The sequence below is a fragment of the Kitasatospora sp. NPDC017646 genome (assembly GCF_044329365.1).
GTDB lineage: Bacteria > Actinomycetota > Actinomycetes > Streptomycetales > Streptomycetaceae > Kitasatospora.
The window spans coordinates 66,342-85,196 of record NZ_JBIRJC010000021.1; the positions used below are offsets into that span (position 1 = coordinate 66,342).

17 protein-coding genes and 3 pseudogenes are annotated in these 18,855 nt (G+C 75.2%); 9 read left to right on the top strand and 11 right to left on the bottom strand.

Translation table 11 applies throughout. The features are described 5' to 3' along the window. Positions 1-53: 53 nt before the first annotated feature. The 5 genes from ACH4J0_RS28170 (at position 54) to ACH4J0_RS28190 (ending at position 4,818) form a co-directional block, all read left to right on the top strand. Complete coding sequence (locus ACH4J0_RS28170) at positions 54-1,013, top strand: DUF4129 domain-containing protein (RefSeq protein ID WP_396243407.1); 960 nt, start codon at positions 54-56, stop codon at positions 1,011-1,013. After that, complete coding sequence (locus ACH4J0_RS28175; RefSeq protein ID WP_396243408.1) at positions 1,010-1,558, top strand: hypothetical protein; 549 nt, start codon at positions 1,010-1,012, stop codon at positions 1,556-1,558. The genes ACH4J0_RS28170 and ACH4J0_RS28175 overlap by 4 nt, the downstream gene beginning before the upstream one ends. Before the next feature lie 130 nt (positions 1,559-1,688). Then, a complete protein-coding gene (locus tag ACH4J0_RS28180) occupies positions 1,689-2,705 on the top strand; it encodes an AAA family ATPase (protein WP_396243409.1) in 1,017 nt (338 codons plus the stop codon). Then, on the top strand, positions 2,702-4,105 hold the full coding sequence (locus ACH4J0_RS28185) for a DUF58 domain-containing protein (RefSeq protein ID WP_396243410.1): 1,404 nt from the start codon (positions 2,702-2,704) through the stop codon (positions 4,103-4,105). The genes ACH4J0_RS28180 and ACH4J0_RS28185 overlap by 4 nt, the downstream gene beginning before the upstream one ends. After that, the gene (locus ACH4J0_RS28190; RefSeq protein WP_396243412.1) at positions 4,102-4,818 is read left to right on the top strand and encodes a hypothetical protein; all 717 of its coding nucleotides are present in this window, start codon (positions 4,102-4,104) and stop codon (positions 4,816-4,818) included. Before ACH4J0_RS28185 ends, ACH4J0_RS28190 begins: the two co-directional genes overlap by 4 nt. A gap of 131 nt (positions 4,819-4,949) precedes the next feature. Here ACH4J0_RS28190 and ACH4J0_RS28195 read toward each other — a convergent pair whose 3' ends face one another. Further along, positions 4,950-6,335 (bottom strand): ATP-binding protein, encoded by a 1,386-nt coding sequence (locus tag ACH4J0_RS28195; protein WP_396243413.1) that lies wholly within the window; start codon positions 6,333-6,335, stop codon positions 4,950-4,952. Then, positions 6,332-7,015 (bottom strand): response regulator transcription factor, encoded by a 684-nt coding sequence (locus tag ACH4J0_RS28200; RefSeq protein WP_396243414.1) that lies wholly within the window; start codon positions 7,013-7,015, stop codon positions 6,332-6,334. Before ACH4J0_RS28200 ends, ACH4J0_RS28195 begins: the two co-directional genes overlap by 4 nt. 162 nt (positions 7,016-7,177) lie before the next feature. Between ACH4J0_RS28200 and ACH4J0_RS28205 the strand changes: the two genes are divergently transcribed. Then, positions 7,178-8,713, top strand: coding sequence for a glutamate synthase subunit beta (locus tag ACH4J0_RS28205; protein WP_396243415.1), 1,536 nt, complete (start codon positions 7,178-7,180; stop codon positions 8,711-8,713). Positions 8,714-8,753: 40 nt separating this feature from the next. Here the strand turns inward: ACH4J0_RS28205 and ACH4J0_RS28210 are convergent, their stop codons facing one another. The 3 genes from ACH4J0_RS28210 to ACH4J0_RS28220 all read right to left on the bottom strand — a co-directional run bounded on the left by ACH4J0_RS28210 (position 8,754) and on the right by ACH4J0_RS28220 (position 12,611). Beyond that, complete coding sequence (locus tag ACH4J0_RS28210) at positions 8,754-9,332, bottom strand: hypothetical protein (RefSeq protein WP_396243416.1); 579 nt, start codon at positions 9,330-9,332, stop codon at positions 8,754-8,756. Between the two features lie 211 nt (positions 9,333-9,543). Next, a complete protein-coding gene (locus ACH4J0_RS28215; RefSeq protein WP_396243417.1) occupies positions 9,544-11,055 on the bottom strand; it encodes a TolB family protein in 1,512 nt (503 codons plus the stop codon). A 281-nt stretch (positions 11,056-11,336) separates the two neighbouring features. Continuing rightward, positions 11,337-12,611: an MFS transporter gene (locus tag ACH4J0_RS28220; protein WP_396243418.1), complete on the bottom strand. Its 1,275-nt coding sequence runs from the start codon at positions 12,609-12,611 to the stop codon at positions 11,337-11,339. Between the two features lie 118 nt (positions 12,612-12,729). Here ACH4J0_RS28220 and ACH4J0_RS28225 point away from each other — a divergent pair, with 118 nt between their 5' ends. Together ACH4J0_RS28225 and ACH4J0_RS28230 are read left to right on the top strand one after the other, a co-directional pair. Continuing rightward, on the top strand, positions 12,730-13,371 hold the full coding sequence (locus tag ACH4J0_RS28225; protein WP_396243419.1) for a TetR/AcrR family transcriptional regulator C-terminal domain-containing protein: 642 nt from the start codon (positions 12,730-12,732) through the stop codon (positions 13,369-13,371). A gap of 47 nt (positions 13,372-13,418) precedes the next feature. Next, positions 13,419-13,931: an isochorismatase family protein gene (locus ACH4J0_RS28230; RefSeq protein WP_396243420.1), complete on the top strand. Its 513-nt coding sequence runs from the start codon at positions 13,419-13,421 to the stop codon at positions 13,929-13,931. Positions 13,932-13,956: 25 nt separating this feature from the next. On the opposite strand, the pseudogene ACH4J0_RS28235 reads toward ACH4J0_RS28230, so the two are convergent. Together ACH4J0_RS28235 and ACH4J0_RS28240 are read right to left on the bottom strand one after the other, a co-directional pair. Continuing rightward, positions 13,957-14,211: pseudogene (locus ACH4J0_RS28235) on the bottom strand (DUF664 domain-containing protein); the annotation flags it as partial. A 61-nt stretch (positions 14,212-14,272) separates the two neighbouring features. Next, positions 14,273-14,587: pseudogene (locus ACH4J0_RS28240) on the bottom strand (class I SAM-dependent methyltransferase); the annotation flags it as partial. Between the two features lie 4 nt (positions 14,588-14,591). Between ACH4J0_RS28240 and ACH4J0_RS28245 the strand changes: the two are divergent. Further along, positions 14,592-14,992 (top strand): annotated as a pseudogene (locus ACH4J0_RS28245) (cupin domain-containing protein); the annotation flags it as partial. Between the two features lie 33 nt (positions 14,993-15,025). Here ACH4J0_RS28245 and murQ read toward each other — a convergent pair. The 4 genes from murQ to ACH4J0_RS28265 form a co-directional block, all read right to left on the bottom strand. Further along, complete coding sequence (gene murQ / locus ACH4J0_RS28250; protein WP_396243421.1) at positions 15,026-15,931, bottom strand: N-acetylmuramic acid 6-phosphate etherase; 906 nt, start codon at positions 15,929-15,931, stop codon at positions 15,026-15,028. Positions 15,932-16,077: 146 nt separating this feature from the next. Beyond that, entirely contained in the window at positions 16,078-16,758 is a 681-nt protein-coding gene (locus tag ACH4J0_RS28255; protein ID WP_396243422.1) for a DUF6445 family protein, read from the bottom strand. A 96-nt stretch (positions 16,759-16,854) separates the two neighbouring features. After that, positions 16,855-17,859 (bottom strand): hypothetical protein, encoded by a 1,005-nt coding sequence (locus tag ACH4J0_RS28260; RefSeq protein WP_396243423.1) that lies wholly within the window; start codon positions 17,857-17,859, stop codon positions 16,855-16,857. Continuing rightward, a complete protein-coding gene (locus ACH4J0_RS28265; protein WP_396243424.1) occupies positions 17,856-18,836 on the bottom strand; it encodes an ABC transporter ATP-binding protein in 981 nt (326 codons plus the stop codon). The genes ACH4J0_RS28260 and ACH4J0_RS28265 overlap by 4 nt, the downstream gene beginning before the upstream one ends. Positions 18,837-18,855 lie beyond the last annotated feature (19 nt).

The following is an 18,855-nucleotide window of genomic DNA, read 5'->3' on the forward strand; positions in this document are numbered from 1 at the left end:
GTGCGAGGCTGCTTGTCGCGCGCCGTCGCGCGCGGGGGAACCGGGGGGTTCGGATGAGCGGTGGGTCGCCGTCGGGTACGCGCGGGCGGTGGGACCGGCGGGCGGGGGTCCTGCTGGTCGTCGGCGGGCTGGTGACGGCCGCTGCCGCGCTGCGGCCGGAGGGCGGGCTGCTGGGGACGGCGACGAGCGGGCCGGTGAGCGACCTCGGGTACGTGATGCTGCTCGCGCTGGTCTGGACCGCGCTGGTCGGCAGGTTCGCGGTGCGCTTCCGCGAGGAGGTCCGCCACCTCGACGGGCCCACGCCCAGGGCCGAGCGCCTGCGGGCGGCGGCGATGCTCCTGCTGCCCCTGGCCGCCGCCGCGGTGCCGGTCCTGCTGCTGGTCCTGCACGCCCGGGGTGCCTCCGGGCCGCACGGGCAGCCCGGTCCGCCGGTGGTGCCCACCGTCAGCCCCGGGGCCGTCCCGCCGGGCCCGCGGGCACCGGCCGTTTCGGTCGTCGCAGTCGGGGCCGGCGTGCTGTTCGTCGCCCTGCTCGTCCTGGCGGCTGCCGTCGCGCTGCTGTTCGGAGCCGTCGTCCTGCTTCGGCTGCACCGGTCGCGGGACCGGCGGGCTCCGGTGGTGTTGCCGGCCGCGGTCGCGTCCGCGAGCCCCGAGGCCGCTCTCGCCGAGGCCGTCGCCTCCGGTCGCAGAGCGCTCGAGGGAACCGACGCCCGGGCGGCGGTGATCGCCTGTTACGCGGCGATGGAGAGCTCGCTGGCCGCCTCCGGCCTGCCCCGGCACGCCTGGGAGAGCCCGACGGAGCTGCTGCGGCGGGCGCTGTCCGATGAGCGGATCGACGCCGCCGGGGCGCGGGAGCTCACCGCGCTGTTCCGGGAGGCCCGCTACTCGACCCACCGGATGGACGACGACCAGGTGCGCCGGGCCCGTACGGCCCTGGACACCATCGCCGCCCGGCTCGCGGACACTCTGCCCCCGGCGACCACCGGCGCGCACACCGGGGGAGGTGGCCGATGAGCGGAGCGGCGCCGCGGCGGGACCGGACCGCGGACGGGACGGGTGGGACGGAGCTCGAGCTCGCCCGCCCGGGCTCGGTGCGCCACAGCCTGATCGAGCTGGCCGTGCCCGCCGCCCTCGCGGAGGTCCTGTGCGCCCTGGTCGGCGGTTGGCCCGGGGCGGGGGCCGGCGCGGCCCTGCTGGCCGTCACCGGTCTGCTCGTGGCCCGCCACGTGGCCGGAGCGGGTGCCGAGCCCTTCTCCCTGCGCCGCCGGCCGCGGCAGACGGACGTGTACGAGCACGGCCTCGGTGACTGGCGCTGGACGGTCCGCCAGGGCCTCGACCCCCGGGGCGACGCCGTGCCGCTGCGCTCCCGGCTCCAACGGCTGTACGCGGTACGGCTCGTGGAGGTCCACGGTGTGAGCCTGCCGGCCGACCGCGAGCGGGCGGCCGAACTCCTCGGGCCGCGGCTGTGGCCGTGGATCGACCCCCTGGCGCCCGCGCCCGCCGCGGCCTTCCCGGCGGAGGTCCTGCACGAGCTGGTCGACCGGCTCGAATCGCTGTGACCTCCCGTCACCGACCCGGGCCGCGAGCCGGTTCCCGTACCGACCCCGCGCTGAGACCCGCACTGAGACCCGTACCGATTCCCCTACCGACGCCCGTACCCAGCGACCGAATCGTTTCCGCAGGAGCGCCATGTCCGCCCTTTCCAACAGCCCCCACACTGCCGCGACCACGTCGCCGCTGACTCCGCAGCAGGCCGGAGACCGGGCCGGCGCGGTGCTCGCGGAGATCGAACGGGCCGTGGTCGGCAAGCCGGAGGCACTGCGCCTGGTCATGCTCGGCGCCCTCGCCGGCGGGCACGTCCTGATCGAGGACCTGCCCGGGCTCGGGAAGACCCTGTTGGCCCGCTCGTTCGCGACCACCCTCGGCCTGGACTTCCGCCGGATCCAGTTCACCCCCGACCTGCTGCCCTCCGACGTCACCGGCGCGCCCTTCTACGAGCGCACCACGGGCGAGATGGTGTTCCGGCCCGGCCCGCTCTTCACCCAGCTGCTGCTGGCCGACGAGATCAACCGGACCCCGCCCAAGACCCAGGCCGCCCTGCTGGAGGCGATGGCCGAGGGCCAGGTCTCCGTCGACGGCGCCACCCGCCGGCTGCCGGAACCCTTCCTGGTCATCGCCACCGCCAACCCGATCGAGTACGAGGGCACCTACGCCCTGCCCGAGGCCCAGCTCGACCGCTTCCTGCTGCGGGTGCGCATGGGCTACCTGCCCACCGCCACCGAGGCGGCGATGCTGCGCGCGCGGATCGACCGGGCGGCCCCCGAACCGGTGCTCCAGACCGTGGCCGGCCCGGAGGAACTGCTCGCCATGCGGGCCGCGGTGGAACGGGTCGAGGTCGACGACGACCTGGTCGACTACGTCATCGCCCTCGTCGACGCCACCCGCAACGACCAGCAGATCCAGGTGGGCGCCTCGCCCCGCGGGGGTCTGGCGCTGATCCAACTGGCCCGCGCCCACGCCGTGCTGGAGGGCCGCGACTACCTCACCCCCGAGGACGTCAAGGCGCTCGCCGTCCCCGCCCTGGCCCACCGCATCACGCTCAAGCCGGAACTGTGGGTGCGCCAGATCGAGGCGGACGACGTGATGGCGCGGCTGGTCGCCTCCGTTCCGGCACCGCAGACGCTGCCCCGCGCGGTGGCACCGTGAACCGCGCCGGGGCTCCGGTTCCGGCTCCGGTTCCGGCGTCGGGTTCGGCGTCGGCCGTCGAGGACACCGACCACCTCGCCGGCCGCGCCCGGGCCCTGGCCGTCGCTCGCAGCGCCCGGGCCAGCGCCGCCGGCCTGCCCGACACCCCGCCGTCACCCCACTGGCGGCCCCGTGAGCAGACCCTGCGCCTGCTCACGGTGGCCACCGCCGCGGCCGTCGCCGCCCTGGTCACCGGCCACGCCTGGCTGCTCGCCCCGGCGGCCTTCGCGGCCGTCCTGCTCGCGCTCGCCGCTCCGGGGACCAGTCGCCCCACCCGGCTGTCCGCCGAGAGCACCGTCCGACCGCGGCGCTGTTTCGAGGGTGAGCCCGTCACCGTGCACGTCACCGTGGAGCACGACGGCCGGATCGGCCCGCCCGAGCCCACCGTGTCGCTCGGCCCCGGCCTCGCCATGGACGCCCTGACCGTGACCCCGACCGGCGTCGACCTCGTTCTGCGCGTGGACAGCTGGGGCCGCCGCCACCTCGGGGTCGTCGACCTCGACGTGCCCGACGCCCGGGGCCTGACCCACCGCACCGTCCGCACCGACCTCGGCACCGTCGACGTCTTCCCCGTCCCCGACGCCGCCCGCCTGACCCCGGTCCCGGTCCGCCTGCCCGAACGGATCGGTGAGCACACCACCGCCCACGAGGGCACCGGTGTCGAGGTCGTCGGCGTCCGCCCGCACGTGCCCGGCGAGCGGCAGCGCAGGATCCACTGGCCGTCCACCACCCGCCGTGACGCCGTCCAGATCAACCAGTTCGCCGCCGAGCGCGCCGTCGACGCGGTCGTCCTGCTCGACACCCTCGCCGACTACATCGACACCGCCACCGGCCGGCGCAGCCTGGACGAGACCCTGCGCGCCGCCACCGGCCTGACCCGCGCCTACCTGCGCCGACACGACCGGATCGGCCTGCTGGCGGTCGGCGGACGCCTGCGTCGGCTCACCGCCTCCGCGGGGGACCGGCAGTTCTACCGCATGGTGGAGAGCGTGCTGGAGGCCCGTCAGGACCGCCCCCCGCGCGGCCCCCTCCCGCCCCTGCCGCTCGCGGCCCTGCCCGGCCATGCCCTCGTCTACGCCTTCACACCCCTCGCGGACCAGCGCATCCTCGACGTCCTCGGCCAGATCCGTGAACGCGGCAACCCCCTCGTCGTGGTGGAGATCCCGGCCGGGGAGCCGACGGCCCGCCCCGACGACGGGACCGACGCCCTCGCGCTGCGCCTGTGGCGCGCCGAACGGGAGGCGATGCGCGTCACGCTGCGCGGCCGGGGCATCCCGGTGGTCGGCCACACGCCCGGCGAGGCCCTGGACCTGGCCCTCGGGCCCCTGCTGCGACGCCGCATCGTGGGGGCCGGCCGATGACCCTGCCTTCGACGACCGGTGCGGCCGGTGCGGCCGGTTCGACCGGTTCGACCGGTGCGGCTGATCCGGCCGCTCCGACCGGCCCGACCGCTCCGGCCGGCGCGACGCGTGATGCGGGACCGGGGCGACCGGCCCGCGGGACCGGCTGGTCCCCGCGCCTCGAACGCGTCGCCCTGCGCGGCACCGGTACCGCCCTGGCCCTCGCCGCCGCGGGCACCGGAACCGGCACCCTCACCGACCGGCTGGGGCCCGTGTGCCTCCTGCCGGTCGCCGTCGGTGCCCTGTGGGCCGCCGTGCCCGCCCCGGACGGGCCGACCCCGACGAGGTGGCTCGCCCGTCTGTCCACCGGTCGCACCACCCTCCTCGCCGCCGGATCCGTCCCGCTCGCCGCCCTCGGCGAGCCGTCCTGGTGGCGGGCGCTCGCGGTGACCGTCCTGCTCGCCGGCTACCTGATGCTGCTCGATGCGCTCGGCCCCCGTCGCCCGAGCGTGCGCCCCGCCTCCGCGGCCACCGCCCTCACCGCCTCGCTCCTGGTCCTGCCCCCGGCCTTCACCCCCACCTCGGCCGGCGAGTGGTCCCGCCCGCTCGCCGTGCTGGGCTTGGCCGTGGCGGCAGTCGGCGTGGGCCTCGCCCTGGATCCGCGGTCGCGGCGGACACCTCACGGGCCCCCGGCGGACCGGGAACCGGACGGCGCCGGCCCGGCCTCCACCTGAGGGCGCAGTCCCCCGGTCCCCGCGGCGGTCCGGACTACCCTCACGGGGCCGAGGAGGCCGGTGGAGTCCGGACGCAGGCCCCGCTGACCTCGGGTGCTAGGGACCGTCCGGCGAGGTCCGCCGGACGGTCCCTACCCGCCGAGGGTGAAGCCGATCACCGCGCCGCCACCCTCCCGGTTGGCGGCGAAGGCGGTGCCGCCGTGCGAGCGGGCCACCTCGGCCACGATGGCCAGGCCCAGGCCCGAACCGGGGAGGCTGCGGGCGGCGGTGGCCCGGTAGAAGCGGTCGAAGACCCGGTCGAGGTCGGCCTCGTCGATGCCCGGGCCCCGGTCGCGGACCTCGACCCGCGGGCCGCGCGCCACCACCTCGATCGGGGACGTCCCGGCCGGGTCGAACTTGGCCGCGTTGTCCAGCAGGTTGTTCACCGCGCGGGCCAGCGCGTCCGGGCGGGCGATGACGACGGTGCCGTCCGCGTCCACGGTGATCGTCCGGTCGCTGCGCCGGCGGGCCTGGGCGGCGGCCTCGTGCACCACCTCCGCCAGCACCACCTCGACCGGGTCCTCGTCCGCCTTGCGGTCCGCCGCGAGCGCCACCAGCTCCTCGACCAGCTGGGTCAGCTCCCGGGCCTCCTCGGACAGGTCGGCGAGCAGCGCGGCGCGCTCGGCGGGCGGCAGCCGGTCGATGCTGGGGAGCACCGAGAGGTTGGTGCGAAGGCTGGTCAGCGGCGTGCGCAGCTCGTGCCCGGCGTCCTGGACGAGTCGGCGCTGGTTCTCCTTGGCCGTGGCGAGGCGGACCAGCATCCGGTCGAAGGCGCGGCCGAGCCGGCCCACCTCGTCCGTCCCGGCGGCGGGCACCGGGACGTCCAACCGGCCGCTGGAGGCGACCAGTTCGGCGGCGTCCGTGAGCCTGACGAGCCGTCCGGTGATCCGCCCGGCGACCAGCCATCCGGCCCCGCCGGCCACCAGCACGACGGCGGCCACCACGGCCACCATCTGGGCGCGCAGCCGCGCCAACAGCTGCTCGACGTCGTCGAGTCGCTGCACGACCTGGACGGCCCCGCGGCCGCTGCCGAGCGAGACCACCCCCACCCGCCAGGTGGCGCCGGGGAGATGGCGCACGTCGGTCGCCGTGCGGGCGGGGGTGTCGGCGTGGGCGAGCTCGCGGTCGGCCGGGGTGGTCGGCAGGACGATGTGGGAGGCGCCCGGGATGACGGCCCCGGTGGAGTCGAGGGCCTGCGCGGTGACCCGGATCGGGTGGAGCAGCTGCTCGCTCAGTCCGCTCGGGCCGTTGAAGTCCCCCGGGAACAGCTTCTGTCGGTCGACCTGGCCGCTCACCGCGCGGACGGCGGAGTTGAAGTCGTCCGTCTCGTCGTCCCGGATCAGGGCGGCGGCGGCGCGGTAGCCGAGGGTGCCGATCAGCACCGCGACCAGCGCCGCCATCGCCGCGAAGGCGAGCGAGAGGGTGGTGCGCAGGCCCGGGCGGGGCAGGCGGGGGCGGTTGCCCGCGGGGCCGGTCACGGCTCGCGCAGCGTGTAGCCCACGCCGCGGACCGTGTGGATCAGCGGGGTGAGGCCGGGGCGGTCGAGTTTGCGCCGCAGGTAGCCGATGAACACCGCGAGGTTCTTCGAGCCGGGGCCGAAGTCGTAGCCCCAGATCCGCTCGTACAGGGTGGTCTGGTCGAGGACGGCGCCGGCGTTCCGGGTGAGCAGCTCCAGCAGGTCGAACTCGGTGCGGGACAGCTCCAGTTCCAGTCCGCCGCGCCAGGCCCGGCGGGCGGGCGGCTCGACCCGGAGGTCGGCGACGGTGAGCACGTCCTCGGTGGTCTCGGCCGGGGGGTTGCGGCGCAGCAGGGCGCGCAGGCGCGCGAACAGCTCGTCCACGTCGAAGGGCTTGACCAGGTAGTCGTCGGCGCCGGCGTCCAGTCCGGCGATCCGGTCCGGGACCTCGACCCTGGCGGTGAGCATCAGCACGGGGGTGCGGTCCCCGGCGGCGCGCAGCCGGCGGCAGACCTCCAGGCCGTCCGGCGCGGGCATCATCACGTCGAGCACCAGGACGTCCGGGCGCTGTTCGGCGAGGACGGCGAGGGCCTGGGTGCCGTCCGCGGCTATCCGTACCCGGTAGCCCTCCAGCGTCAGGGCGCGGGTGAGCGAGTCGCGGATGGCGCGGTCGTCCTCGGCGATCAGCACGGTGTGGGTCATGGGGGAGATTCTCCCTGGCGTGCTCACGGCAGTGGAGAGCGGGGCGCGGCTTTCCGGCCGGCGTGGGTTTCGCCCGCTCCTTCGTGGGCGTACGGTGGCCACACGGTGGCGCGCCGCCGGTGGGCCGCCGGTCCGTGTCGGCACGCCCCGCGGGAGGCCGCGATGGCAGAGCGGATGGCCTTTCTCACCACCCCGCGCGCGGAGCGGGCGCGGCGGGACGCGCGGGAGCGCCTGGGGGACTGGCGGGAGGTGTACCGGCCGGGGGCGCTTCTGCCGGTGGTGGGCGGGCAGGCGGAGCGGTGCATGGACTGCGGACTGCCGTTCTGCCACGCGGCCTGCCCGCTGGGGAACCTGGTGCCGGAGTGGAACCGGCTGGCGGCCGAGGGGGACTGGCGGGCCGCGGCCGCCCGGCTGCTGGCGACCGACAACTTCCCGGAGTTCACCGGGCGGCTCTGCCCGGCGCCGTGCGAGAGCGCCTGCGTGCTGGCGATCGACGGGGCCGCGGTGACGATCAGGAACGTGGAGCTGGCGATCGCCGACCGGGCCGGGGAAGAGGGCTGGGACCGGCCGCTTCCCCCTTCCCCGTACGGCCGGAGAGGGCGCGTGGCGGTGATCGGCTCGGGCCCGGCCGGGCTGGCCGCCGCCCAGCAGTTGACCCGGGCCGGGCACGCGATCACGGTCTACGAGCGGGCCGACCGCCCGGGCGGGCTGCTGCGCTACGGGATCCCGCCGTTCCGGCTGGAGAAGCACCGCCTGGACCGGCGGCTCGACCAACTTCGCGCCGAGGGAACCGAGTTCCGCACCGGGGTGTGGGTCGGTCGGGACGTCACGGGGGAGCGGCTGCGCGCCGAGCACGACGCGGTGGTGGTCGCGGTGGGCGCCACCGCCCACCGGGAGCCGGCCGTGCCCGGGTGCCGGCTGCCCGGGGTGCATCCGGCGATGGAGTACCTGACCTGGGCGAACCGGGTGGACGAGGGGGACGTCGTGACCTCGCCGCTGTCCGCCGAGGGGCGGCGGGTGGTGATCGTCGGCGGCGGGGACACCGCGGCCGACTGCCTGGGGACGGCGCTGCGCCAGGGCGCGGCCTCGGTCACCCAGTTGGACATCAACCCGTGCCCGCCGCGGGACCGGGCGGCGGGACAGCCCTGGCCGGTCCATCCCAAGGTGTACCGGGAGACCACCTCGCACGAGGAGTCGGAGGCGGTGACGGGCGGGTCGGGTCCGTCGGCGGGCCATTCGGATCCGTCGGGGGCCGGGGCGGGTCCCTCGGCGCGCGGTGGCCGGGTGTTCGAGGCGGTGACGGTCGGATTCGAGCCGGGACCGGACGGGCGGCTGGCGGCCGTCCGCGTCGCCTCGTGCGTGGCGGACGGGCGCAGCCCCCGGGCGGGCAGCGAGCGGGTGCTGCCCGCGCAGCTGGCACTGCTCGCGCTGGGCTTCACCGGGCCCGAGCCGGACCAGTCGCTGTTCGCCCAACTGGGCCTGGACCTCGGGCCGGAGGGCACGCTGGAGCGGGACGACGGGTTCGGCACCGCCGCCGACGGGGTGTTCGTCGCCGGGGACGCCGGGCGGGGCCAGTCGCTGATCGTCTGGGCGATCGCCGAGGGCCGGGCAGCGGCCGCGGCGGTGGACCGCTACCTGCGCGGACGGACCGAACTCCCGGCGCCGGTGAGCGCGTCGGCGCGGACGCTCACGCTGTGAGGGCGTGGGCGCCCGCGCCGGACGGGCCGCGGGCTTCCGGTCAGCCGAGGCCGAGGACCGAGAGGGCCGTGGTCCAGTCGTTGACGATGGCCTGCTGGGCGGGCACCAGGTCGACCTGGTGGTTGCAGACGGCGCGGTAGAGCTTGTACTCCACGGTGTCCTTGTCGGTGGAGTACAGGCCGCTCGCGCCGGTGGCGTAACGCGGCTCCGGCCAGAGGTTGTTCGGGTCGGTGGGGTTGCCGCCGAGCGACAGCGGGATGAAGTGGTCCTCCTCGTAGTCCGCCGTGCTGGTGTCCGCGTAGCCGTACTGGGCGATCTGCTGGACCTTCAGGCGGTTGGTGTAGGTGGTGGACGGGCGGATCGAGGTGCTGTAGCCGCTGACGCAGATGGTGGAGTCGATGGTGTCCTGGGTGACGTCCGGGTTGGTGGCGCCGGGCGTGCAGGACGGGTCGGGCAGCGGCAGGTAGGCCTGCGAGCAGGTCGCGTCGAGGGCGGCGCCGGTGTGCGGGGCGACGGCGGTGCGGGCGGGGGCGGCGTGTGCGGTGCCGGCGGTCGCGAGGGCGGCCGCGGCGAGCACCACGGTGGCGACGGCGGGGGCGAGGCGGTGGGCACGAAGCATGTGGGGAGCTCCCTGTCACGGGCCCGGCACGGGATGCCGAGCGGTGTGTGTCCATGTCACCACCGGCGGATCTATGCGGGTAGACAGGGAATGGTGAATAGTTGACAAAGTGTCAGTCAACGGGGTCGGGGCAAGATTTCGCTTGACGCGGAGCCGTCGGGCGGGCGGGATGGGTTCGCGCCGGGAGGGCGCGCCGGGGCGGGCTCCGAGCTCAGCGGGGCAGTCGGCGGGCGAACACGTCCGGGGCTCCGTTGGTGTCGCCCGGAGTGAGGGTGCCGTCCTCCGAGGTGAACACCACCGTGGTGCCACGGGCGTCGATGTACGGGTCGTACGAGGCGCCGGCGGTCTGGGCGCCGTCGGCCGCGACGCTGACCCGCTCCGTGCGGCCGGTCCGCAGGTCGCGGCGGAAGACGTCGCCGGCGCCGTTGGTGTCGCCGGGCACCAGGTTGGCGGCCGTGGAGTCGAAGTACACCCAGCGGCCGTCGGCGCTCATCCGGCCGTTGAGGGAGTCGCCGGTGGTCGTCGTCCCGGGCAGGCCGACGCTGACCAGGCTCTCGGTGCCCCTCGTCAGGTCCCGGACGTACACCTCGAAGTGGTGGTCCGACCAGTTGTCGCCGTGCTGCACCCAGGCCGAGTAGACGGCGTAGCGGCCGTCCGCGCTGAGCGCCGGGTAGTCCGCCCCGCGCCAGCCGTCCTTGCCGTCAGGGCTGGCCAGGGTGGTCCGCTCGGAGCGCAGATCGCGGACGTAGAGCGGGTAGAGGTGCGGCTTGAGCAGTTGCGGGTGGTCGGAGGAGGTGGGGGACTCGGCTGAGCGGGCCGGCTCGGGGCTCTGGAGGGAGTCGTGGACGAACTGCTCGTCGGACTCCTGATCGGAGTCGGCGCCGAGCCGGGCGGCGGCGTCCGGCGAGAGCGCGCCGGGCTGGTCGGGGGCGATGATGTTGGTGGCCTTGGAGATGAAGGCGACGCTCGCGCCGTCGGCGCTGATCACCGGGGAGGCGGAGGAGCCGTTCGCCTCCTTGCCGTCCGCGCCGGTGCTGACCAGGCGGTTCTCCCCGGTCCGCAGGTCGTGGACGTAGATGTTGGCTCCCTGCCAGGTGACCGTGCCGGGCGCCAGGTCGGAGCGGTTGGACTGGAAGGCGACGGAGCGGCCGTCCCGGCTGATCGAGGGGTGTCCGGAGAACTTGTCCTTCTGGGACTGACCCGGCTCCTCGCCGACGGAGACGAGGGTGGTCACGCCGGTCCGGCGGTCGTGCACGTAGACGTCGTCGTACCCGCGGTTGGCGCCGGGCACCAGGTTGGTGGCGGAGGAGCCGAACGCGACGTAGCGGCCGTCGCCGCTGATGGTGGCCTCGAAGGAGTCGCCGTCCGCCTGGGCGCCGTCCGGCCCGGTGTCGACCCGTTCGGTGCGGCCGGTCCGCAGGTCGCGGACGAAGACGTCGCTCTTGCCGTTGGTGTCGCCGGGCACCAGGTTGGTGGCGGTCGAGGTGAAGACGGCGTAGCGGCCGTCGGCGCTCAGACCGGCGGCGCGTGAGCCACCGTCGGGCTGGGCCTGACCGAGGCCGACGGACACCCGTTCGGTGCCCGGCGCGCGGTGGGGGGCCGGGTCGGCCTGGGCCGCTCGGGTGCCGGTCAGTGCGAGGGCGGCGGCGGCGCCGAGCGCGCAGGCGGCGCGCAGCAGCCGGCGGGCCGTGGCGCGGGTCGGTGTGGTGCGTGCGTGGGTCATCTGATCCCCTCCCCTGGGAACGGCCGGACCGCGTCGACGGTGGCGCCCGGTGGCGCGTGGTCGCCTTGAGGGCTGGTGTCGAACTCCCCTGCGACCGGCTCGTGGGTGAGCCAACCGTCGGACGGGCCGGGTGGTCAACGGTGGTCCGTACGGAACGACGCATTCACGTCAGGGGCGGGCGCGCGGGTGCTTGCCCCGCGAACCGGGTGGGACCGGCTTCGCCGGCCTCCAGCGATCCCTGCCCGGTGGGAGGTTGGCTGTCCCGGGGGCGGAGCGTGCCGTCACGGGGCGGACTCCGGGGCCACGTCCGGCCGGTGCGCGCGCTGGTCGTAGCGCCAGAGGGCGGGGAGGGCGGCGGCCAGGACGGCGCTGGTGCCCAGGCAGAGCAGGCCGCCGGTGCGCAGGGCGGCCCGGATCCCCTGGCGGGCGGCGAGGCCGCCGGCCCGCAGGTCGCCGAGGGCCGGGCCGGCGGAGCCGATCAGCAGCTCCAGACCGGCGGCGCGGCCGCGGAGTTCGTCCGGAACGGACTGGTTCCAGATGCTGCTGCGGAAGGTGTCGCCGATCCAGTGGCCGCCGCCCGCGAGGGCGAGGCAGAGCAGCACGGTCCACAGGTCCGGGGCGACGGCGGCCGCGGCGGTGGCCGCGCCGACCAGGGCGGCGGAGAGCAGGACCGGCCGTCCGTGCCGGTGCACCCGCTCGGTCCAGCCGCCGGTGGCGGCCGCGACCAGGCTGCCGGCGGCGGACGCGGAGTAGAGCAGGCCGAGCGCCCAGGTCGCGTCCGACTCCGCGGCCAGGAACGGGAACAGCGCGGTGGGCAGGGCGAAGACGGTGGCGGCGAGATCGGCCAGGTAGGTGCCCAGCAGGTCCGGCCGGTGCGCCACGTACCGGGCGCCCTCGACGAATTCGCGCAGCGGCGGCGCCTCGGGGTCCCGCTCCGCGGGGACGGGGCGGACCCTGGCGAGCAGGGCGATCGACAGCAGGAAGGTGCCGAGGTCGACCAGGTACGCGGCCGGGACGCCGGCGGTCGCGACCAGCAGTCCGGCGGCCGCCGGGGCGGCCAGCCCGCCGATGCTCCAGCGCAGGGAGAGCAGTGCTCCGGCCGCCACCAGCTGATCCTGCGGCACCAGGCGCGGGATCATCGCGTCCACCGAGGGCTGCTGGAGGCCCTGGACCGCCGCGGCCAGACCGGCGGCGAGGTAGAGCGGCCAGACGGCGGGCGTGCCGAGCAGGGAGTTGGCCAGCAGCAGGGCGCTGAGCGCGGCGAGCGCGACCTCGGTGGCCAGGGCGACGGTGCGGCGGTCGGCGCGGTCGGCGAGCACGCCGCCGTAGAGGCCGAACAGGACGGTGGGCACGAGTTCGGCCGCGCCGACGGCGCCCACGGCGAGCGGCGAGCCGGTGAGCTCGGCGATCTGCAGCGGGATCGCCGTCATGGTGAAGATCGAGCCGAGCATGGTGACCGCGCCGGAGGTCCAGGTGAGCCGGAAGTCCCGGGAGGAGCGCCAGGGCGCGGTGTCGGGCAGCAGGCGGGAGCGGGGGCGTTCCGTTCCTGAGGTCATGAGGGGTCCTTGAGGTCTTGAGGCCTTGGTCGCCGTTCCTTATCACTGATAAAGTCCGGGTCGGAACTTAGCGGCGATAAGGTGGGTCCCGCAAGCGGATTACCGGGAGGTCGAACGGATGGCACTGCAACGCGACGAGGTGGTGCGCACCGCGCTGCGGGTGCTCGACGAGGAGGGCATCGACGGGCTCAGCACGCGGCGGCTGGCCCGGGAACTCGGCGTGCAGTCGCCGGCGCTCTACTGGCACTTCAAGAACAAGCGCGAACTGCTCGACCTGATGGCCGAGGCGATGCTCGCCGAGGCCCTCCCGCCCGACCGCCGACCGGAGCCGGAGCACTGGCCCGAGTGGATCGCCGCCGACGCCCGCGCCAAGCGCGCCGCCCTGCTCGCCTACCGCGACGGCGCCCGGGTGCACGCCGGAACCCTGCCTACCGAGGACGAACTCCCCGCGGTCGAAGCCCAGTTGAGCGCACTGTGTCGAGCGGGGCTGCGCCCGCGCACGGCGCTGCGGCTGCTGCTGACCGTCGACCGGTACATCATGGGCTGGGTCACCGAGGAGCAGGCCTGGCGGCAGGACGCCGCGGAGCGCACCCGGCCGCCGTTCCCGGACGAGGCCCTGCGCGACCTGCCGCTGCTGAGCGAGGCCGCCGACGTGCTGCGGATGACCGACCACGACGCCGACTTCGACTACGGGCTGCGGGTGCTGATCGAGGGCTTCCGGGCGGAGATCGAGCGGGAGGCGGCGGAGGGTCCGGGCTGAAGGCAGTGGAGCGTTCGGGCTAAGTCCGATGGGCTAGCGTGTGCGCCATGACCACCCTTGATCCCCGTACGACGGCCCTGGTCCTGATCGACCTGGTGGACCGGATCGTCGCCCACCAGCTCGCGCCGCACACCGGTCCGGAGGTCGTGGCGGCCTCGCTGGAGCTCGCCGGGGCCTTCCGCGCCGCCGGCGCACCCGTCGTCGCGGTGCGGGTCGAGCGGCCGGGCGTCGCCGAGCAGCCGCCCGGCAGCGGGCTGGTCACCGAGGTCGAGGCGGCGGCCGACGAGGTCGTGGTGAAGCGCACCATCGGCGGCTTCCAGGACACCGGGCTGCACGAGCTGCTCCGGGCCCGGGGCGTCGAGACCCTGGTGTTCACCGGGATCGCCACCAACGTCGGCGTGGAGTCGAGCGCCCGCGCGGCGGCCGACCGCGGCTACCGGCTGGTCTTCGTCGAGGACGCCATGACCGGGCTGACCGAGGCGGAGCACCGGGCCTCGGTGGACCTGAACTTCCCGCGGCTGGGGGAGGTCGTGGCGGCGGCGGACCTGCGGTTGGGTTAGGTCCGTCTCAAGGCCCTGCCTGCGGTCAGCGGCCGGTCGTGCCGTCGATGAGTTCGCGCAGGATGTCCGCGTGGCCCGCGTGGCGGCCGGTCTCCTCGATCATGTGGGTCAGCGCCCAGCGGACGCTCGGCGACGGATCCGTACGCCCGGGCCGGAGCAGGGGCGCGCCGAGGTCGGCGCACCGGTCGAGTGCCTCGTTCGCGCGCTCGACGGCGGCCCGGTAGCGGGCGACGACCTCGGCCACCCTGTGTCGGGGGGCCGGCCGGAAAGTCGCCGGCCAGTCGGTAGCTGGCGCTGACCAGGTCGAAACCGCCCGGGGGGAAGGTCCTCGACAGGTCGTGGCGGACGGGGTGGACGCGGGCGGACACGCCGGCGGCCCGCGCCCGTTCGGCGACCCGGGCGAGGGCGGTCGGTGCGACGTCGACGGCCGTGACGTCCCAGCCGAGGGCGGCGAGCCGCAGTGCGTCGCCGCCGTGTCCGCAGCCCAGGTCGAGCGCCGTGCCGGGGGTGGGGGCGAGTGCGGCCACCAGGCCGTCCAGGACGGTGTTGGGCCGGGTGCCCCACTCGGGGTCGAGGCGGGAGTAGTGGTCTTCCCAGAAGGTCGCGGGGTCGGTGTGCTCCGTGTATCCGTTGCGCTCGGTGTGCACGGGGTGCACGGCGCCGCTCGCCGAGGTCCGCGCGGTCCCCCCGACGACCTCGTGGCCGCGCCCCGCACCGGGGACCCGCGCATCCACCTGCGCCCGGTGGCCCGGGACGGGATGACGTACGCACCGCTCGGCCGCCCCGGCGGCGTCCAGGCTCACAAGCTGCTGATCCCACCCCGGCCCCGCACCGAGGCGGAACTGAAGACCCATGAGGGATTCGAGTGGGTCTACGTGCTCTCCGGCAGGCTGCGCCTGCTGTTGGGTGACCAGAGCCTGGTCCTCCGGGCGGGCGAGGCCGCCGAGTTCGATACCCACGTACCGCACTGGCTCGGAGCGGACGGCGATCGGACCGTCGAACTCCTCGTCCTCTTCGGGCACCAGGGCGAACGGGCCCACCTCAGGGCCCGTACCGTCTGAACCGGGGCCCGTACCGTCTGGACCGAGTGCGGATTAGGCCCTCATCAGTTCCAGGGCATCGCGCAGCCGTCCCTGCGAGGCGGCGAGGAGCCGGGCGGCGGTGGGCGCGTCCACGTCCGCGAGCAGGACCAGGACGGCGTCCTTCGTCCGGCCGTCGGTGGCGGAGAGGGCACGGCGGACGGCGTCCTCGTCGGCGCCGGTGGCCTCGGAGACGATCCGGCGGGCGCGGTCCCGGAGCTTGGCGTTGGTGGCCCGCAGATCGACCATCAGATTTCCGTACGTCCGGCCGAGGCGGACCATCACGGCCGTGGACAGCAGGTTGAGCACCAGCTTCTGTGCGGTGCCCGCCTTCAGTCGGGTGGACCCGGCCAGCACCTCCGGGCCGACCTCCACCTCGATCCCCAGCTCCGCCGCCGCCACCAGCGCCGAACCCCGGTTGCACGCCAGCCCGACGGTCAGCGCCCCGGCCGTCCGCGCGGCGCGGACGGCGGCCAGCGGGTACGGCGTACGGCCGGAGGCGGAGACGCCCACCAGGGTGTCGGCCGGGGTGAGGGCGAGCGCCGCGACGTCCGCCTCGGCCAGGTCGGTGCGGTCCTCGGCGCCCTCGACGGCCTCCGTCACGGCCGTCCGGCCGCCCGCGATCAGGCCGACCACCAGAGCTGGGTCGGTGCCGAAGGTCGGCGGGCACTCGGCGGCGTCCAGCACCCCGAGCCGCCCCGCCGTGCCGGCCCCGGCGTAGACCAGCCGCCCGCCGCGCGCCATCCGGGCGGCCACGGCGTCGACCACGTCGGCGATCCGCGGCAACTCCCCGGCGACGGCGGCGGGGACGGTGCGGTCTTCGGCGTTCATCAGGCCGAGCAGGTCGAGCGTGGGCAGTCGGTCGATCCCGGCCCAGTCGGCGCGGACGGTCTCGGTGGTGGGTACGGCGTCCTGGGTCATCGCGGCCTCGGGGGTGTCCAGGGGTGCCAGTGGGGTGCCAGTGGCTGGTCCCTGCGATCCTACGGGCGCTTCCGGGCCTGGCGGGTGTCCGGCGGGTGTCCGGCTGAGGAGGTGTCAGGTGGTCCGCTGCCGCATTCGTTCGTCCGTCAGGCCATCCAGAAGAAGACCGCCGTCATCCGGCGCTCCGCCAGGTCGGTGCCGTAGTAGTTCGTGGCGCTGTGGATCAGGTTGGCGTGGTAGAGCAGCAGTTGGTTGTAGCGGTTGGGGACGCGGACGTCCTCGGTGAAGTGGTCGGCGGGGACGTGGCGAGTGCCGAGGGCCTCGACCAGGTTGTTGTGCGGGGCGTTGACCAGGTTGCCGCCGAGGCGGCCACCGGGGAACTGCTGCCGGTAGAAGCTGGTGCCGGCGTCCTTCGGGGCGCCCGGGCTCAGGTAGAGCACGGCGGCGTAGCGGCAGAGCGCGCGGGAGTCGGTGTGGGGGCGGGACTCCGACTCCCCGGAGCCGACGACCTGGACGCAGTTGTGGTTGAGCGTGCCGCCGCCCGGGGTGCTCTGCACCCAGAGCCGGGAGGCACCGGTGGCCTTGCGGACCTGGGCCTCGACCCGCGCCAGCTCGCCCGGTTCCAGGCCGGGCATGGTGCGCAGGCCGGGCCAGGTCTCGGGGCGGTACGGGTAGCCCTCGGTCCAGTCGCCGCGCGCCAGGACGCGCTCGCGGACCGCGTCCGGGTCGGGCAGGACGTTGTCCAGGACCCAGTAGTCCCGGCCGCGGGTGGGCTTGCGGTAGGGCAGGACCGGCAGTGCGGTGGGCCTGATGGGCTGTGAGGGCATGGGCCGACCATAGGGGCGTCCCGCGTCAACGATCTGCCGTGAACAGGTCAACCTTTCGTCAAGTGCCGCGCAGGTGGGAGCGGGTTCCTGGGGTCCTCATCGGCGGATGCGGAGGAAGACGGCCGTGGTGATCAGGAGGGTGAGCGCCAACAGGATTCCGGCCTCGACGAGTTGGATCGGGACGAGGTGGGCGGAGGGGTGGTACTGGAGCCAGGTGCCGGTGGCTCCGTCGCACCGGTGCGTGCTGGAGCACGCGTCGGAGCTGATGCGGCTGCCGTCCGGCATGATGGCCTCGCGGTTGATCAGCCAGGCGTTGGTGGGTTGCGCGGTGTTCAGGGGAACCGTCTTGTCGACGGTGGGGTAGAAGGACGGGCGGGCCCAGCGGATCACGCCGTGGGTGGCGGCGACCAGTGCGCCGGTCAGGAACATCGCCGGCAACGTCCGGCGCGTCAACTGGCCGGCGAGGACGCCCAGGGACAGGGCGAACAGGGACCAGGCGACCGGCGCCACGCCGAGGGCGGGGTAGGTGAAGAACTGGAACGGCGGGTCGAAGGCGACCGGCCCGTGCACGATGTCGTTCCACCACACCCAGTTCATCAGTGCGGCGAGCACCCCGGTGACGGCCAGGACGGCGAGGCCGGGCACGGCGAGGCGGGCGGCCAGCCAGCGCACCGGGCTGACGGTCTGCGCGCGGATCAGGCGGATCGTGCCGCGCTCGTGCTCCTGGGCCAGCAGCGGCGCGCCGACGAACAAGCCGATCAGCAGCGGGACGGCGGTGACCGTGGGCTGGAGTACGGAGATGTACCAGAAGTTCGGTCGGTGGATCGGTGCGAGCAGGGCCCAGCAGTGGGCGCTGTTCCAGCTCTCGGGGCTGTAGCAGCCGGTCCGGCGCAGCACGCCCACGGTGTGGTTGCAGAGGACGTGGATCCAGATGAGGTCGGCCGCCGCCAGGATCAGCAGTGCGGCGAGCGTCCACAGCAGCGAACGGCTCTGACGTGTCGCCAGCCAGAGCAGCCCGCGCAGTCGGGGGGCGCCGGAGCGCTCCCGGTCCACGGGGGCGGGGCCGGGCCCCGTCCGGTCGGTCAGGAGGTAGGTGCTCATGCCGCCTTCTCGTCGTTGGCCGGGGTGGCGTCGGGGCGGTGGTCGGCGCCTCGGGGGGCGGTGGGTCGGGGGTCGGTCGGTCGCGGGTCGGTCGGTCGGGGGGCGGGTGCTCCGGGGCCGGCCGGTGCGCGGAGGTAGCCGAGCAACAGCTCGTCCAGGCTGGGACGTTCGCTCTCCCAAGGGCCGTCCAGCGGTGCCCCGGTGCGCACCAGCGCGGTCGCCCGGCGGCCACCGACCCGCTGCTCGACCACCAGGTCGGCCGGGATGGGGACGCTGTCGGCCGGCCCGGTGAGCAGCTGGTGCCCGTCCAGGATGTCGTCCAGGTCGCCGGCCAGCCGGATGCGCCCGCCCTGGACGAGCAGCAGGTGGTCGATGACGCCGTCGAGTTCGGGGAGGATGTGCGAGGACACCACGATCGAGGTGCCGCGCTCGGCGGCGGCCGACATCAGGGTACCCATGAGCTGGTGCCGGGCGAGCGGGTCGAGGTCGGCCATCGGCTCGTCGAGCAGTAGCAGGTCGGGCAGCTTGCCGAGGGCGAGCGCCAGGGAGACCCGGGTGCGCTGGCCGCCGGAGAGCGAGCCGATGCGGGCCTTGGGCCGCAACTCGCCCTGGTCGACGATCTGTTGGGCCGTCTGCTGGTCCCAGGCCGGGTTGAGCTCGCGGCCCATCCGGAGCGTTTCGGCGACGGTGAGACCGGGGTAGAGCGGCTTGTCCTGTGCCACGTAGGCGACGCGGGCGCGCTGCTCCGGTGTGGCCGCCGGTTCGCCGAACACCCGCAACTCTCCTTCGGTCTGCTGGAGTTGGCGGGCAGCGAGGGAGAGCAGGGTGCTCTTGCCCGCGCCGTTGGGGCCGACCACTCCGCAGATCCGTCCGGCCGGGACGGTGAAGTCGCAGCCGCGCAGGGCCCATTCGCCCCGGTACTGCCTGCCCAGCCCGACGGCCTCCAGTGCCGGAGCCACGGTTGTCGGGTCGTTCACCCGGTCCCCCCACTCTTCT

Coding starts and splice junctions, on each gene's coding strand:
- ACH4J0_RS28255 (WP_396243422.1), bottom strand. CDS start 16,758: ATGCCCTCACAGCCCATCAGGCCCACCGCACTGCCGGTCCTGCCCTAC.
- ACH4J0_RS28200 (WP_396243414.1), bottom strand. CDS start 7,015: ATGACCCACACCGTGCTGATCGCCGAGGACGACCGCGCCATCCGCGAC.
- murQ (WP_396243421.1), bottom strand. CDS start 15,931: ATGACCCAGGACGCCGTACCCACCACCGAGACCGTCCGCGCCGACTGG.
- ACH4J0_RS28220 (WP_396243418.1), bottom strand. CDS start 12,611: ATGACCTCAGGAACGGAACGCCCCCGCTCCCGCCTGCTGCCCGACACC.
- ACH4J0_RS28230 (WP_396243420.1), top strand. CDS start 13,419: ATGACCACCCTTGATCCCCGTACGACGGCCCTGGTCCTGATCGACCTG.
- ACH4J0_RS28225 (WP_396243419.1), top strand. CDS start 12,730: ATGGCACTGCAACGCGACGAGGTGGTGCGCACCGCGCTGCGGGTGCTC.
- ACH4J0_RS28175 (WP_396243408.1), top strand. CDS start 1,010: ATGAGCGGAGCGGCGCCGCGGCGGGACCGGACCGCGGACGGGACGGGT.
- ACH4J0_RS28170 (WP_396243407.1), top strand. CDS start 54: ATGAGCGGTGGGTCGCCGTCGGGTACGCGCGGGCGGTGGGACCGGCGG.
- ACH4J0_RS28190 (WP_396243412.1), top strand. CDS start 4,102: ATGACCCTGCCTTCGACGACCGGTGCGGCCGGTGCGGCCGGTTCGACC.
- ACH4J0_RS28205 (WP_396243415.1), top strand. CDS start 7,178: ATGGCAGAGCGGATGGCCTTTCTCACCACCCCGCGCGCGGAGCGGGCG.
- ACH4J0_RS28260 (WP_396243423.1), bottom strand. CDS start 17,859: ATGAGCACCTACCTCCTGACCGACCGGACGGGGCCCGGCCCCGCCCCC.
- ACH4J0_RS28210 (WP_396243416.1), bottom strand. CDS start 9,332: ATGCTTCGTGCCCACCGCCTCGCCCCCGCCGTCGCCACCGTGGTGCTC.
- ACH4J0_RS28215 (WP_396243417.1), bottom strand. CDS start 11,055: ATGACCCACGCACGCACCACACCGACCCGCGCCACGGCCCGCCGGCTG.
- ACH4J0_RS28180 (WP_396243409.1), top strand. CDS start 1,689: ATGTCCGCCCTTTCCAACAGCCCCCACACTGCCGCGACCACGTCGCCG.